Annotated in this window: 18 protein-coding genes and 1 other annotated feature; of the genes, 1 reads left to right on the plus strand and 17 read right to left on the minus strand. The window is 42.8% G+C overall.

The genetic code is table 11. The features are described 5' to 3' along the window. Nucleotides 1-28 precede the first annotated feature (28 nt). From VMX18_01055 to VMX18_01120, 14 genes are all read right to left on the minus strand, one after another. Nucleotides 29-337, minus strand: coding sequence for a hypothetical protein (locus VMX18_01055; protein ID HUT21977.1), 309 nt, complete (start codon nt 335-337; stop codon nt 29-31). Nucleotides 338-413: 76 nt separating this feature from the next. Next, nucleotides 414-866, minus strand: coding sequence for a hemerythrin domain-containing protein (locus tag VMX18_01060; protein HUT21978.1), 453 nt, complete (start codon nt 864-866; stop codon nt 414-416). Nucleotides 867-946: 80 nt separating this feature from the next. Further along, the gene (locus VMX18_01065) at nt 947-2,419 is read right to left on the minus strand and encodes a radical SAM protein (GenBank protein HUT21979.1); all 1,473 of its coding nucleotides are present in this window, start codon (nt 2,417-2,419) and stop codon (nt 947-949) included. A gap of 121 nt (nt 2,420-2,540) precedes the next feature. Continuing rightward, a complete protein-coding gene (locus VMX18_01070; protein HUT21980.1) occupies nt 2,541-3,083 on the minus strand; it encodes a DUF333 domain-containing protein in 543 nt (180 codons plus the stop codon). 1 nt (nt 3,084) lies between these two features. Then, on the minus strand, nt 3,085-3,801 hold the full coding sequence (locus VMX18_01075; GenBank protein ID HUT21981.1) for a hypothetical protein: 717 nt from the start codon (nt 3,799-3,801) through the stop codon (nt 3,085-3,087). Between the two features lie 14 nt (nt 3,802-3,815). Further along, entirely contained in the window at nt 3,816-4,505 is a 690-nt protein-coding gene (locus tag VMX18_01080) for a hypothetical protein (protein HUT21982.1), read from the minus strand. A 132-nt stretch (nt 4,506-4,637) separates the two neighbouring features. Then, on the minus strand, nt 4,638-5,315 hold the full coding sequence (locus tag VMX18_01085; protein ID HUT21983.1) for a PsbP-related protein: 678 nt from the start codon (nt 5,313-5,315) through the stop codon (nt 4,638-4,640). Nucleotides 5,316-5,562: 247 nt separating this feature from the next. Then, entirely contained in the window at nt 5,563-5,928 is a 366-nt protein-coding gene (locus VMX18_01090) for a hypothetical protein (protein HUT21984.1), read from the minus strand. Nucleotides 5,929-6,027: 99 nt separating this feature from the next. After that, nucleotides 6,028-6,954 carry a 16S rRNA (cytosine(1402)-N(4))-methyltransferase RsmH gene (gene rsmH / locus VMX18_01095; protein ID HUT21985.1) on the minus strand — a complete coding sequence of 309 codons (927 nt, stop codon included), beginning with the start codon at nt 6,952-6,954 and terminating at the stop codon, nt 6,028-6,030. A 96-nt stretch (nt 6,955-7,050) separates the two neighbouring features. Further along, on the minus strand, nt 7,051-7,482 hold the full coding sequence (gene mraZ, locus VMX18_01100; GenBank protein HUT21986.1) for a division/cell wall cluster transcriptional repressor MraZ: 432 nt from the start codon (nt 7,480-7,482) through the stop codon (nt 7,051-7,053). Between the two features lie 407 nt (nt 7,483-7,889). Beyond that, nucleotides 7,890-8,738 carry a Bro-N domain-containing protein gene (locus tag VMX18_01105; protein ID HUT21987.1) on the minus strand — a complete coding sequence of 283 codons (849 nt, stop codon included), beginning with the start codon at nt 8,736-8,738 and terminating at the stop codon, nt 7,890-7,892. A 9-nt stretch (nt 8,739-8,747) separates the two neighbouring features. Beyond that, complete coding sequence (locus VMX18_01110; GenBank protein HUT21988.1) at nt 8,748-9,161, minus strand: hypothetical protein; 414 nt, start codon at nt 9,159-9,161, stop codon at nt 8,748-8,750. Between the two features lie 180 nt (nt 9,162-9,341). Then, nucleotides 9,342-10,772 carry a L,D-transpeptidase gene (locus VMX18_01115; protein HUT21989.1) on the minus strand — a complete coding sequence of 477 codons (1,431 nt, stop codon included), beginning with the start codon at nt 10,770-10,772 and terminating at the stop codon, nt 9,342-9,344. 11 nt (nt 10,773-10,783) lie between these two features. Further along, the gene (locus VMX18_01120; protein ID HUT21990.1) at nt 10,784-11,398 is read right to left on the minus strand and encodes a hypothetical protein; all 615 of its coding nucleotides are present in this window, start codon (nt 11,396-11,398) and stop codon (nt 10,784-10,786) included. Between the two features lie 80 nt (nt 11,399-11,478). Between VMX18_01120 and VMX18_01125 the strand changes: the two genes are divergently transcribed. Next, nucleotides 11,479-13,623: a hypothetical protein gene (locus tag VMX18_01125; GenBank protein ID HUT21991.1), complete on the plus strand. Its 2,145-nt coding sequence runs from the start codon at nt 11,479-11,481 to the stop codon at nt 13,621-13,623. Between the two features lie 137 nt (nt 13,624-13,760). On the opposite strand, the gene rplL is transcribed toward VMX18_01125, so the two are convergent. The 3 genes from rplL to VMX18_01140 form a co-directional block, all read right to left on the minus strand. Then, nucleotides 13,761-14,162 (minus strand): 50S ribosomal protein L7/L12, encoded by a 402-nt coding sequence (rplL, locus tag VMX18_01130; protein ID HUT21992.1) that lies wholly within the window; start codon nt 14,160-14,162, stop codon nt 13,761-13,763. Nucleotides 14,163-14,184: 22 nt separating this feature from the next. Beyond that, complete coding sequence (gene rplJ / locus VMX18_01135; protein ID HUT21993.1) at nt 14,185-14,706, minus strand: 50S ribosomal protein L10; 522 nt, start codon at nt 14,704-14,706, stop codon at nt 14,185-14,187. A 20-nt stretch (nt 14,707-14,726) separates the two neighbouring features. After that, nucleotides 14,727-14,855 (minus strand) — a sequence feature (ribosomal protein L10 leader region). A 29-nt stretch (nt 14,856-14,884) separates the two neighbouring features. Next, entirely contained in the window at nt 14,885-16,021 is a 1,137-nt protein-coding gene (locus tag VMX18_01140) for a glycosyltransferase family 4 protein (protein HUT21994.1), read from the minus strand. Nucleotides 16,022-16,023 lie beyond the last annotated feature (2 nt).

The raw sequence follows: 16,023 nt of genomic DNA on the forward strand, positions 1-16,023 counted from the left end.
AGAAGTGATCCGCGGCTCGAAAAATGGGTTACAAACAGGACAAACAGTCCTCCCCGAAAAACACGCAGTCCTCAACGCAACGTCTCAAGTCAACCAAATCTTCTTGGGACTGGAGACGAAGTTCCCTTTCGTCGGCCAAGCGTACTTCCAGATCTTCGATGTCCCGAAGAAGCAATTGAGGGGAATCGCGCCTTGACGGCAAATGATCAGCCGCCTTCATCTGGTTCTCGCAGTGGCGGCACAGAATCCACCCGGACAAAATCACGACCGCCAACAGCGCTTTATCGGACCGCCACCATGGTTTTCCCTTGACCACGATCTGACGATTTTGCGTCATCTGCATTCCTCCAGAGGCATAATTGCCGACAATTGTATATATTACCAGATTTATTTTCTTTGTCAATACGAAAATTTTATTCTCGCGGCGTTTCCTTCCCGTAGAATTTCATCAGCGCTTCGCGCCATTCTTTCGAAGAAATAAAATCATCCAACAATTTATATTGAATTTCCAGTTCCCTTCGGCGATGCTTTTCCAGCGCTTCATGCAGATGGCGGCCGTTGACTTTGCTATTTTCAACATCATCATTTAAAAAATTCTCTTTTATCATGTCCATCAATTTTATTATATTCCCGTGATCTCGATGAGCCACGGTTGTCGGGCCCGTTTCATTTTCGAAACCGAAATGCTCGTCAAAGCGTGGAAATAAAAAGTTATCTTCAAGCGAAATATGCATTGAGATGTATTTTTGAAATCGCTTAAATAAAACGGACGCATTGTCATTCTCAACATCTTCTTTCAAAAATTCCAACCACAATTTATCGAGAAATTCATGATCAGCGTCCATGAAATCGCCGATTAGTCCCATACATTTCTTTTTTTATAACTTTATTCAACCATATCATTTTCAGGCGACAAAATCAATTTAAAAAGCCAAGCATTTGATGCTCAGCTCGCGGATGTTTCCTCGTCCTTTTTTCTTTTCAACCTGGCCGGAAGTTCTTTCAACCATCTGAAGAATTTGCGTTCCTCTTTCTGTCTGCGGAATTTGCGCAGACTCAGATGTCCGTAAATGGTGAGAAAGAAATTGCGCAAGCGCTGACTTTTCCTGCCGTATGGCGGCAAGAGGCTCAACAGCGCCCGCTTGATCACCCTGCCCCATGAATAGAACCGAGGCATGGCTTGGAGCATAACCGCTTTTTGCAGCTGCCAGGCGGGGATCTTAGCCGGTTCGAACACGACGTGATGAGAATCGTAGTAACGCCACGATCTGGAGAGCAGTCTGCCTGCCTCTTCGAGCTTTTGGTACGTTTCAGCGCCGGGCAATGGCGTCAAGATCGAAAACATCACAGTGTCGATCCTCATGTTAATGGCGAATCTGACCGTGTCCTTGATCGTCTTCAGGTCGTCATGATCTCCGCCGAGAATAAACATGCCGTGCACGGCAATGCCATGCTTGTGGAACACTTTGATCGAATTTCTGATTTCCTCGACGGTTTGGTCTTTTTTCCACTCTTTCAGAGTTTCCGGATTGACGGATTCAATGCCGACATAGACCTGATTGCAGCCCGCGTCGCGCATCAAAGCCATCAGCTCAATATCCTTGGCGGAATTTACGGTCACCTGAGCGAACCAGTTGAAGCCGGCGCCCGTTCGTTTTCTCATCTCGATCAGCGACCGAAGCAGTTCCTTGGTGCGCTTCGGTTTGCCGACAAAATTGTCATCATAGAAAAATATCGAACGTCCGGGCAGCAGAGTGATAAGTCTTTCCACTTCGGCCACCACCGACTCGACGCTCGCGCAACGCAGCTTGCGGCCGAACATGGGAGTGACTGAGCAAAACTCGCACCGTTTGTGACAGCCGCGAGATGTCTGAATGGGAATGAAGCGCAGGCGATCCAAACCTTCGATGAGATCAAGCGCCGGGAAAGGGATGTGGTCGAATATATCTTGGTCTCGCTCGCGATTCGGATTATCGATGCGCTTGCCCGCGACTTTGTATGAAATACCGCTGATCTCGTCCAAGGCGCGCCGATTTTCCAGCCATTCGATGATCTCGACGATGACAATTTCGCCTTCGCCGCGAACCACGATATCCACCCCGTTCTCCAACGCCTCGTGCGGCAGGAACGTCACATGCGGTCCACCCATGATCACGGGTTTGTTAGGATTTTCGTCCTTGATTTTCCGAGCGATTTCGTACGCCCGCTCGGCCGTGCAAGTAATGGTGGAGATCCCCACCAAATCGCAAGCGTCCACGTACGACCAGTTGATCCTAGCCAGATCTTCACAGAAGACTTTGACCGTGTGTCCCATGTCTCGCAAAATGGCCGCCAAGATCGGCAGGCCGAGTCTCGGCAAAACGAACTTCTTGAACACGTTAAGTCCGGGCGAACGAGGCTCGATCAGCGCTATTTGCATGATATCTTTCCCTTCCTTTGTTTTTTTTGAAAGAACCGTATAAATTTTAGCATATTTAAAACATCAGGGGAACAAAAAACCGCCCAGGTGGTCGGTAATCATATGTAAATGTAATTCGTAACTATTTGCAGTCTATGGAACAACTCTTTGACGTTTCCGCGCAAGCGCAATCCAAACTCTCGCAAACGACTTCCTGGCACTCCCCGTCGCCGCAGGTATCTTTGCAAAAATTATCTCCGGGCGCGCATTCGCCCCTGAAATATTCCCATTCCGAGCACTCTGAATTGTCATCAAACAAACAAAAACCGGCCTGACCGTTGGCCAAAGTTCTGATTTCCAATTTGCCGCCATTGTCTTCGCAATAAACCGACGCCGGATTGGCCAGCCCCGCGTTGTTCCCCACTGCGTTCAAATTATTGTCATCTTCATTTATTTCTTCGACAAAAAGTCTGCCGTCTTCCGTTCTACATTGACGAGGATAGCTTTCCATAATCGCGTAGCCCGCGTCAGCGCATTCGTCAAAATCGGATATTTTGCCCTCGATTTTCATTTTTTCGAATAAATCAAGGTCGTTATCGGCGATGTAGGACCACAAGTAATAAACCAGAAATCCTCCGCCCGCGACAATGACGACGCTGGCGATGATCAGAATTATTTTTTTCATATCAGCTTATTTTAAATGTCGCCAAAATTTCTTTCAATGTTTCAGGTTTATCCGTTTCGTTTTCATAAACGCACGCGTCGTAATCTTTATCGCCCTCGGTTCCATAAACGCCGCAATTTGGGTATTTGACACTAAAATTCGCGATCAAAAATTGTCCGACATTTTCCGTCGCGTAATAATAATCGACATAAGTCGAGCCGGCCGCGCCTTCAATGTGCCGATAAACGCAGAAAGGCTTTTTGGCAATGGTGATTTTCTCGCCGAGCGCGTTATCCCAATAATAAGAGGTGGGAACTCCCGGAGCCATCGATTTTTCAATGGCATAGCCCGTGGCCTTTTCAACGGCTTGATCGATGTTCGGGCATTTATTGGGAAAATCCTGATCTTTGGCCGCAATACTGACGACTTTGGGATCTTGATAAAAAAACTCGTCCGGATATTTGAATTCCACTCCATTATCATCGAAAGCCGTCCAATCCGCGGTAAGGTCAACCGCCTCGGGCGCTTTTTCAACCGTCGCCGGAGCTTCTTTGTCGCCCGCGTTGATATTGGCCAATTTATCCTCGATTTGTTTTTGAGACGCGGTCACTTCGTTTTTCAATTCGGCCAGCTTGTTGTTTTGCCAATACAAAAAGAGGCAGACCAAAAAAATGGTACTGATCAGCGCGGCCGCGACCGCAAAGCCGCCGAATGAGGGTTTGGGTGTTTGTTTTTCCATATAATTACAAATATTTATTTTATTTCGATCACTTTAACTAACTCAGCTGTATTGTATACCTCTGTTTGTCGCAAATTTATCATGTAATTATCAATCTCGATAGTCGCCTCGCCTCTGCTGCCCGCTGGTCCGAAAAGCTTTTTGGCCAGCTCTTGATTTGTAAAACAAAACCAAATATTTCTATCGTCATTCGCGAATTTTGGAAATTTACCAATATCTGTTTGTTTAATATTATCAAAGCAAACATTTCCATCACGTCCGCCTAACATATCCTCTCCCGGCTTATAATATGTATAGTTGCCAGTCACGGTGATTTTACCTCTGAAAAAAAATTCGCTTTTATCCAAATCAGCCGTATAAAAAGTCATATCGCCCTTGTTGCTTAAATTCAATCCGTCAGCCCTTCCTGTTTCGATTTTCGACGCGTCTTTTATCTCATTCTCTTCTTCCTCGGCAAATTCTTCTTCTTTAATTACTTCTCCGATTACTGCCTCCTCCGTCGCCAGCGGCGTCATCTTCTCAATTTTTTCGCTTAATGTAATTTGATTCTCCGCCAGTTTCTGAATCGGATTAACCACTGCGGTGTAATACCACAAATACGCTCCGCCCACGCACAAAATCGCGGCCACGATGATCGCCGTGATTATCATGATGTAGCACGGCAGCATGGATTTTTTTGTTTGTTTTTTTGTTTTTCTCGGCATAACTGTTTAATTTTTATTGTTTATGAATAAATTATAACATAAACCCTCATATTTGTAATAAATTTATGTGCATAAAAATCATTTAAAATTAAAAACCGGCAACAAATAATTCGCGCCGGTTTCAAGCTCTTATTAGTCAATGAATTTAATGGTTTCAACCATCTGATTAAACAAATTCTTATATGAATCCCATTTGCTCGCATCCACCTGGTATAAAAACATATAGACGTGACCGTCTTTCGTAAACTTTAAACTATATGCCTCAAGTTTATTTCCGTCATAAGTGCCGCTGAATAAATTCCTCTTGGCGCTTACGCCGTCAACTGTGATATCCGCCTCGCTCTGTATTTCCGATAAATACTCAAATCCAATTCCCGGGTTATCGACTAAAACAATGAGAGAAAGATTTTTTGAAAAAGGATTTACCGCCGGCACTGAGCTATCTTCCAGCTGAAGCCATAAACCGCCTTCCGTGGAATAAGAATTCTTGGTCATTTTCCAATTTTTCGGATATTGAAATGAGAACCCCAAATTAGCGTCAATATAGGCATTATTTTTTATTTCCGGCACGACCTCCGCTTGTTCCTCGGCGACGACCGCTTGAGAGGCTTCATAAGTCAATTTGTCGAGCTTATCGCTCAAGATTTTTTGATTTTCCGCTAATTGCTGAATCGGGGCTTGCAGAGAATACCACATGTAGATTCCTCCGGCGATTAAAAGGACTACCACTAAAACTCCCACCACAAGCATCGAGTATGAAATCTTTGATGGCGTTGCGGGAGGTGTTTCAATAGAATTTTGATTTAACATAAATTACTAATGTTACGGCTATTAAGCTAGCCTTTGTTTTTATTTAAAAATTACGAATGGTTACGAATTACAATCATCCCGTTGGCTTTTAGGTTATTTGTTACTAATTACAATCTTCTTAGGCATAAAGCTATAAGTTAATGTACTTCATAACAATGCTTCATGCTCCATGATACATGATACGTGACACATGAATTATACCACAAAACATAAAAGGCCGGGAAATTCCGGCCCAATGAAATTTGATTTAGCGTTTGGCCACGCCCGTGCCCGTATCCACGATATAAGCGAAATCGGTAATCGGCACCATGTCCAGATTTTGGACTTTCTCGCTCAATTCCGCCATTGATCTCAATCTGACCGCGTCCAGACTCAATTTTTTGTTTTCTTCATCGTACTTGGCGACTTTGCTTTCAAGCTCTTGAATTTGGAATCCTTTGGTCGCCAGACTGTTTATTTGCAGCAGGTACAAAAAGACCGAGCCGGCTAATATTATTATAACCAAAACCTTGACCAACAATGATGATTTATTGTTAAAATTAAAACGCGTTTTTTTGATTTCCGGACGTTTTGACGCAGTCGCGGATTTTCGAAATTTATAAAATGGGGACATAAGTTTTGCATGCTTGCCCTCCGTAGCCCTGCCTACCGGCAGGTTTAGCGAAGGAGGGAATCATGGATCAATTTTATTTTTTATTTTTGTTTTTGAACTTTATTTTATCTCTACCGCTCTTAACTTGGCCGATCTGGAGCGAGGATTTTCCAAGATCTCTTCTCCTGAAGCGACAATCGGCTTTTTCGTCAAAATTTTCAAGGTGGCTTTATGCTCGCACTGGCAAATAGGAATTTGCGGCGGGCAAACGCAGTCTTTGCTTTCTTTTTGAAAAAAATGTTTAACGATCCGGTCTTCGAGAGAATGAAAACTGATTACGACTATTTTCGATCCGGGCTTCATGAGCGAAATCACCAGCTCCAGAGTTTTTTCAATGTTTTCCAGCTCATGATTGACCGCGATGCGCAAGGCCTGAAAAACTTTGGTGGCCGGATGGATTCTGCTTTGACCGCGACCCTTGGCCTTCTTGATTATTTCGACCAGTTGTCCGGTTGTTTTTATTTCCTTGTCTTTTCTGTATTTGAGTATTTCGGCGACTATTCTCGGAGCCTTGGATTCTTCGCCGAATTGCCAAAATATTTTTTTCAATTCCTCCGCGTCCCAGCCGTTCACTATCTTTTCCGCGGTCACCCGATTCTCCGCGTTAAATCGCATGTCCAGAGGCTCGTCTTTTTGAAAAGCGAATCCCCTGCCCGAGCTCGCCAATTGATCGGAAGACAATCCCAGGTCAAGCAAGATGCCGTCAATATCGTGAAAATCGTTTTCTTCTATTATATTTTCCAAATTCGCGTAATTGTCATTTACCGGAATCAATCTCGACGAGTATTTCTTCAAATTGATCTTGGCGGCCTCAATGGCTTTTTCATCCCAGTCAATCGCCAAAACTTTTCCTTTCGGTTTTGTTTTTTCCAAAATAGCCGCGGCATGTCCGCCGGCGCCCAAAGTGCAATCGACAAAATTCTGATTTTTCCGAGGATCAAGCAGTTCAATAACCTCCTTTAGCAATACCGGTTTGTGAATAGCCATAAGCGATGCGAATGACGCGAATCTCACACGAATTATACGAACATTAGCTTCCTTCATTCGCGGCATTCGCATTTAATTCGCATAATTCGTGTCGGATTATACATCAAGATTCTCCAACTCCTCGGCGATATTAACGCTGGCTTTTTCCGTGGTTAATTTATATTTATTCCAAACTTCTTTGTCCCAAAGTTCCAATCTGTTCAAAAGTCCGGCCACCACCACGTTCTTTTTCAAGCCGGCGAATTTTTTCAAATAATCCGGAATTTTTATTCTGCCCTGTTTATCAACGTCAGCGTCCATGGCTCCTGAAAGCATGAAGCGGCTGAACGCTCTGGTGTTTGATTTGCTGATCGGCAATGTGGCTAATTTGTCAGCCAACTTTTTCCATTCCGATTTCGGGTACAGAAACAAACAATTGTCCAAACCTCGAGTCACCACGGCTCCTTCTTTTAATTTCGCCCTAAACTTAACCGGCACTGCCAGCCTGTCTTTTTGATCCAAACTGTGTTGATATTCGCCTATGAACATATATCATGAATCATCGTTACGAATTACATTAACTAAATAGCTCCTCATTGATATTGTTACGAAGTACATTCACTTATAGCTTTATGCCTAAGAAGATTGTAATTAGTAACAAATAACCTGAAAGCCAACGGGATGATTGTAATTCGTAACATTTCTCGTACATCTCGTAACTGAATTTAAGTGAACCCGGCGGAAAGCCGATATTTTACCATCAACTCCCCGCCGGATTTTCCCCACTTTTCCCCACTAATATTTCCACTACAACCATTATAGCCCACATTCACCATCGTATCAACCACTATCCCACACCTGTGAATAAACAAAAAAATGCTTTATTATTAAGCATTTTTCAAGATCCTCGCCAACTGTGGATAAAAACAAATTTCAACTTTTTTATTTTTTATCTTTTATTTCTCATTTTTCAGGACACTTATCCCCTTTTTTGTGGATAAATGATTCTTTGGCGAAACAATCGCTTTGCCCAAGCGCTTTTCCAGCTTCTTTCTGGCCCCGCCGGCGATGTCTCCCCCTGATTTGGCGTCTGATTTTAATTTTTTCAGACCTTTTGAATTTTCCGTCCGGTGTATTTCAGTTGTCGCTCTTTCGCCCAGCATGGTAAAAATCAGTTCAAAATCGTCCATGTGGTCGCGCAAATTTTCCCGTTGCAATCCTTTGAGTTCTTTATATTCGTTTGGCGTAATGCCAAAAGTGGCTTTGGATATTTCAGCGGTCAAAATTTCATAATCTTTTTGCTCGCGCGCGCCTCTATTTTGCCATTCGTCAGTCAATTCCTCTCGAATAGCAATGCCGCGCATCCGCTTTTCAATCCAATCATCAGGATAGCCTTTAAGCTTATACAATAATCTAGTGCGCTTGGTCGCCAATTCCGGATTTTCAATCTCTTGCACTCGCTCATAGCCAACTTTTGCTAGCCATCTTTTGAAGGGTTCCGCTTTTGAGGATGGAATTGATTGAATTAATCTAAATATCCCTTCCGTATTCCAGCAATACATTTTTTGCTTACCGCCAGCAGTTTCTACTTCCAGCATAAGGGGTGGTACAAATTGTACCCCTCCCTGATCGGTCAATTTTGCCAATTCTTCATCGCGCTGTTTCATTCTTTTAAAATACTGAGGAGGGTCATTTGAATCGGTCAATGCTTGAATTACATCATTGATCACAAACCACCATTCATTATTATGGATGGTTTTTCTAATCTTTTTGCCTTTAAACAATGCGATTTTTGTGGTTTCCATATTTATTCCCTATTTCTTGGCCGCAGTAATATTCGGCTCAGCGTTATAAACCGGCTTGGCCATTTTCCCGGCTTTGACCTTTTCGCTCAATTTCAAAACATCAGCCAATTTGCTTTTTTCGGTTTTGTATTTTTTTTCAAGCTCAATTCCTTTCACCGGCAAATTCCACGCGTAGCCCAAAGCATTGGCAATGGAAATTCCGATTCGAACCGCAGAAAAGTCTCCCGGGCCTGACACAACGATCATTTCTTTTAAATTTCTTTTTCCGGCTTTATGCTTTTTCAAAAGCTTATCAATCGTTTTCAAAACCAGCTCCGACTGCCTGAACGGCTTTTCAACCAATACAAAATCAATTAGCCGATTGGAGTCGGCTAAGGCAATGGAGAATTTTTGATTAGATTCGGTGCTGATTATTATTTTCATAAATACTAATCGGAACGATAATTTGTTACTAAATTACAAAACTCCATTTGGCTTTTAGGTTATTTGTTACAAATTACATTCATCTATAGCTATATGCTTTAGACTATTGTAATTCGTAACATCCGCTTGGAAGCTAAGTGGAATATTGTAATTCGTAACTGCTTGGTAGTTTTGTAGCCATTATTTCAAAACCGCATCTCTATTGCCATTATAAACGATAACCGGCGTGCCCATCGGCGCCCAATTGTAAACCCAATTGGCTTCAGGCGTATACATATTCACGCAACCATGACTCATGCGATGGCCGAAATTATGATGCCAATAAGTGCCATGAATGGTATAAGGACCGTTGAAAGAAAGCACATAAGGCACTCCGGGCAAATCATAATTGTCAGGACTGCCCGGGCCGTAAAACCATTGCATATGCACGCTCTCTCGTTTTTTAAAAACGCTGAACACGCCGAGCGGGGTCGGGTGCTGCCAAGTGCCGGTGGAAACCCAGAATTCTTTTACCAATCTGTTGTATTCATAAATGTACATTTTTTGCTTGGAAACATCCACTTCAATACGCTTCGGCAAAACATTCGAACTCTCATCCCAAATCAATTTCGGAGCGAACACGTAATTAATATCCTTCGATTCTTGATCCACTGCCACATTGACTCCACCCTTATAATCATCCGGATAGACGAAAAATCTCAAATCCTTGACAGGATTGCCGAAATTATCCAAAAACCTGACGTGCGGCCCTCCGCTTAAACCCGCAGCCGTGACAAAGGTCGTGCGCTCGCCATCTTTTATTGAAACCATTTCCACTCCGCCGCCAAAGCCCGGATCATAAGCCATGAATGAATTGATCTTGGAACCGTCGTTTCTTAAAACATTCAATTCCGGAGCAAACCCGTAGCCGTAATTGGTCACCAATTCATTGACGCCGTCATTGCCCAAATCAGTGGACACCGCAACAGGCGGCTCATACAAATTATCAATGTCTTGTTCGATATCCTCCTGCACTTTTTGGCCATAGCGATTGAAAAATTGAAATCTCGCTTTATCGGTGAAAGTGGAAGTAATAATTTCGATCAACCCGTCTTGATTGATGTCTCCGGCGCCGACCCTTACTCCGTTTCTGTAATTGTCCTTGTCTTCCGCCCAGAAGTCATTGATGAATTTCGGATGGCCTTCCTGGTCCAAAATTCTGATTTGCGGACCGCCGCCGCTGCCCGCGCCGACTATTATTTCATCCAATTTATTATTGTCCAAATCCGCGGCCGCCAAATAAATCGGGCCATTATAGCCTTCGACAAACGGCCGAAATTCCCGAACCAATTGTCCGTTCTTTTCGTAAATGAGTATTTTCGAATCATTTTCCCGATCGCTCAAAGAGACAATGACTTCTCCTTCGCTGTCGCCGTCCACATCACCAATGGCCAAATCGGTTTCCCCGTTGAATGTCTCGGGCAAAAAGCCGAATTCGGACACCAATTTTAAATTCCGATCATAAATCTTTATGGTCAAATCTTTTTTTTCAAACGCGGCGACAGAGCCGGCGCAGAAGAAAAAACCAGCCACAGCGAGCAATGCTATGGCAAAAAAGCCCTTTATTTTCATAACTTTGATTTTTATTTTATTTGGTCGGTTTTATCTATGAGAACGATTTTCTTGACGTTATTTAATATGGCATAAAGGAATCTATCATTGATATCTCGCCGCAAAGCGTATTCATCAGGCGTGAATATAGTGTAATTCATCTCCTCGGCCAATTGGTCTTGCAGTATTTCAATGACCGGCTCTATTTTTTCACGGCCGGTTGAAGCAACGATCAGCGCGTCGGTCGGAGACGGATCATCTTTAATGAATTTCCCAACCAAGACCGCGAGATAAATGCTGTCAATGTCCTTAACTTCATCGACCAAATTTTTTTCCGCCACCATGTCATTTTTCTCAAAAATCATTTTCAGTTCTTCGTGAAAAACATTGTCAGTATTCAACTTGTAAAATTTCTTGGTATTCAAACCCTCCGGCAAATTCATATCCTTGATATTTTTGTCGATCAAGGCGCGGTCCACGAAAACAATGTTCATGTCTTCTAAAATTTTAAGTTCGCGCCGGATGGAATTGATCATGGAATCGGTCAGACGAGTCAATTCACGAACATAAAAAGCCTTGTCCGGATTCTCAATAAAAAGCTTAATTAACTTCGCTCTGGTTTTTGAACCAAAAAGTTGCTCAAACATATTCATTCCTTTCTTCCCTTCTTCCATTATTTCTCTGCTTATAGTATAATACATGTACGTTTTAGACGTCAATTTTCCCTATGGACAAACAAAAAGCCCTCCGCATAGAAGAAATATTTATTTCATCTTCGCAAAGCCGAGAGGATTATTATTGCGAGAATTTCGTTGTTTTTCCCGACGGCAAAGAAAATTACGGAGGCCATATTTTGGGTATAATTGAAATTTTCGCCACCCCGGCGGAACAGGCTCAAAAAGTCTCCAAAACCATAATAAACACGCTTAAAGACCATTATTATAGACAAGTGGTCACTTCTCCCGAACCCCAAAAATTGAATTTGGAGACCATTTTCGAGCACGCCTTGCAAAAAACCAACGAACAGGTTGTCCAATTGATCCAAAACGGACAAATTCAATTGATATTTGAAAATATCAATTTTTTGGTGGCCGTGATCAAACCCGGACAAATCGATTCTGATATTTTATTCAGCCATCGAGGCAATATCCAGAGTTTCCTTATCCACAAGACCAAAAAGTCCAATTATAAAATAATTGACATTGTTTCCAATACCGCGACAACCAAAGACAATAAAGTGAAAATTTTCTCCAGCATTATTTCGGGAAAAATCTTTTTGCCGGATACGATGATTTTGGCCAATGAGAGCTTCGCCCGATACTTTTCAGCTGATAAAATCAGCCAGATGACCGCCAAAAGGCCGTTAAAAGAAGTGATTGAAGATTTTAGAGTACTTTTGCATCGCAAACCTCAAAGCCACACACAGACTTATTCCGCCATTTTTTTAAGGCAAGAAGAATTGCAAATGATGGAACAGCAACACGCTTCACAAAAATCAATCAGCAATCTGGTTACCACTCAGCAAAATACTGAAAAATTCCTCACTCCGGTCATCGGTATAAACATCAAAAGCCATTTGAAGTCGTTATGGCAAAGAATAAAAAGCCTGTTCTTGCCGGGAAACAAACGAAAAGGCATGGTTATTGAAGAAATCAGAGCGTCCAATAAGCTCTGGCGCAAACTGCTCAACAAATTAAAATCACTGTCAAAATTGCTGTTCAAAAACAGAGATAAGTCAACGGAACAAAAAGACTCAATCGACAACCTGGGGCCAAAATCAAAAAAATTGGTGGTCATTCCCATAATCGTCTTGATCGTGATTTTTTCAACCAGTATAATTTTCATTTATCATCGCCGGCAAACCGGCCAAAATGACGCCGCCTACAGCCAACAAGTCAAGGCCGTTGAAGACAAACTCAACCAAGCCGAAGCCAGCTTTTTATTCCGAGACAATGAGAAAAGCCTGAACGCCTTGATAAAAGCCAAGGAGTTGCTGGCCGCCTTGCCCAAAGAAAAGCCCGAGCAAAACGATACTTTCAATAAATTGCAAAACCAATACTCCGCGCTCTCCGACAAATTGATAAAACTGGAAACGATTTCCTCCAATCAGCTCGGCGAAGCCAATCGTTTCAACTTCCAGAATCCGAATATTTCCTTGCTTGAAAACAATCAAATAATAGCGTTCGGAGAAAACAAATTCAATCTCATCAGCGCGGACAGCGGCCAAATCATCACCGAAAAAGACACGGAAATTCAAGGCAACATTTTGATGGTCCGTCAATTTGACGCGGATACCCTATTTATTTTATTCGACAACCAATCACTTTATCAATATAAAATCAGCGACGGAGGACTGGCGAAGACGGGCATTCCCGTGGATACGGCTTGGCGCAATTTTCAAATTTACAACCGGCATCTTTATTTCGCCGCGCCGGCGAAAAATCAAATTTACAAAGTCCGAAATATCGTCGGCACCTCGTTCGGCGAAGCTACCGCTTGGATAAACGACGCGGCGGATATTTCCGGCGCCGTATCCATGGCTATTGACGGCAACATCTACCTTTTGGACGCCTCGGGAAAAATCAATAAATTTTTAAGCGGAGATTTGCAGGCTTTCCCATCTTCAGTGATTGAACCCGCCATAGAAAATGCCGTCGATATTTTCACGGACGCCGACTCCGGCTTCATTTATTTCTTGGACAAAGCCACGGACAGAATCGTTGTTTTAAATAAACAGGGCGCGCTAATGGTTCAATATAAAGTTGAAAACGCCGGCGAAGCGACCGGTTTGGCCATTGATGAAAAGAACAAAAAAGCGTACCTGATCTCAAATGACAAAATATCTTTCATTACCCTGAATAACCTTCAATAACGCGGCCACGGGCGTTCGCCCGCCCTGTAGAGACTCGCCATGGCGCGTCTCTACAGGCAGCGGCGAAATCGCCACCGTCCGCCGCGTCCCCAATAAAAAAAATTCCCGTTATGGGAATTTTTTTTACAACGTTGGAATTATTTCAAATTCACCGTAGCTCCCGCATCTTCCATTTTCTTCTTCATGACTTCAGCGTCTTCCTTTTTCACAGCTTCCTTAATCACCTTGGGAGCTCCATCCACCAAATCTTTGGCGTCTTTTAATCCCAAACCGGTAATTTCTTTAACAACCTTGATTACGCCGATCTTATTGTCTCCAAAGGAGGTTAACTCGACATTGAATTCAGTCTTTTCTTCGACCTCTGGCGCGGCGGCTCCCGGCGCCATGGCCATGGCCATCGGCGCGGCCGCGGAAACGCCGAATTTGTCTTCCAGGATTTTTACCAATTCGGATAAATCCAAGACCGACATTTTTTCGATTTCTTCAACCAATTTTTTAAATTTCTCAGGAACTTCAACGTCTTTTTTTTCTTCTGACATATTTTTTATGATTAATTAATTATTATTTAACGTCTTTTAGCGCGTTCAAAACATTGACAAAGCCTCTCAAATTCCCGGCCAAAACATTGACGAAGCCGGAAATCGGAGCATTGATGCCACCCACGAGTTTGGCGAGTAATTCTTCTTTGGAAGGAATCTTGGACAAGGCCACCACTTCTTCTTGACTTAAAATCTTATCTTCCAAGGCTCCGGCCAAAATTTTCACCTGTTCATGGGTCTTGGCGAATTCCGCGATGACTTTCGCCGGCGCCACTTCGTCTTGCATGCCCAGCGATATGGCCAAACTGCCTTCAAGCGACAGAGGATCCAAACCTTCCTTTTTCACTTGCTCAAGCGCTTTCTTCAATAAAGTTTTTTTAATCGATTGCAACTTAATGTTATTTTCTCTGGACTTTTGCCTCAATTGAGAAGTGTCGTTAACGGTCAAACCGTTCAAATCCGAAATGACAAAGGATTTGGCGATCTTTAAATTTTCTACGAGTTCGCTGACTATTTTCTCTTTTTGCTCTTTTGAAAGCGGCATATTATTTTCAAACAATGATTAATATTAACAAAAAATCCGCGTCAAATACCGCGAATTTAATCTAAAATTAGATAAATCTTCACCTCGGCAAGGTTTTGGTTTAAGCCGTTTTCGGCCCTTGCTTTCTGCGGTATTATTAACTCCTAAAATTTTAGCAAATGTTTATTGTCCTGTCAAATCATTTCAACAAATCGCATAATTTCTCGGCTTGAGCGCTCCAGGAAAAAAATTCTCTATTTCTGCGATAACCGTTTTCCCCCAACCGTTCGGCCAAATCTTTTTCTTTTAATAATTTCACAATGACCCGGCTAAGATCATGAAAATTATTGGGATCTACCAAAAGTCCGTTAACCCCGTCAATGACCGATTCTACCGCTCCCCCGCTTTTTCCGGCAATAACCGGTTTTTTGAAATTATTGGCTTCAAGGTAAACAATACCAAAACCCTCAACATCGCCGCTAGACAGCTCTCGAGAAGCCATGATAAAAATATCGGCCAGATCGTACAAAACCTTCAATTCATCATTATCAACCCGATCCAGAAACAAAACGTACTTTTTCAAATTAAACCGATTCACCAAGGCTTTCAAATTACCCAAATTATTCCCCTTGCCCACGATCAAATAAACCAAATCAGGGAATCGCTGCGTTAAACCCGCCAGCGCTTGAATAACCTTATCATGCCCCTTTCGTTCCACCAGTCTGGCCACGGTCAATAAAATTTTTTTATTTTTCAAATTATATCGCTCGCTGATATCGTTTTTCAAAGCTTGATCCACATTAACGCATTCAACATTCGGGCAAGGATAAATGATATTGATTTTTTCTTCTCTCACTCCAATTTCGATCAAGGCTTTTTTGGTATATTCGCTATTGGCGATAACACAATCAGCGGCTCTTAAAACACAACGCATCAGCTTGTATTTTCTGGACTTTTTTTTCGGGGTTTTGACATCCGTGCCGTGGCAGGAAACTATATATTTGAAATTGAAAAATTTTCTGAGCAAATACGCGGCCGATCCGACCGGCAATACCTGTCCGACAATAATCCTCTTGATCTTTTCCTTTCTAATCAATTTTTGCATCGCGAAAACCATGGGCAGCCATTTTGGCCACAGCCATTTTTGGCGCGAAATCAAAACTCTGCGGTAAATCAAATAATTTTGATAACAGTCAAAATCATGAGAACCCTCATATTCGGGCGCCAAAACCGACACCGAATCCGCGGGCAAACAGCCGCAAAGATTGGCCCAATAATTGGCCACGCCGCCAAGACGTGGCGGAAAATCAAGCGTCACCAATAATGTTTTTTCCATAT

Source organism: Candidatus Bipolaricaulota bacterium (genome assembly GCA_035528115.1).
Lineage (GTDB): Bacteria > Patescibacteriota > Patescibacteriia > UBA11705 > DATKZF01 > DATKZF01.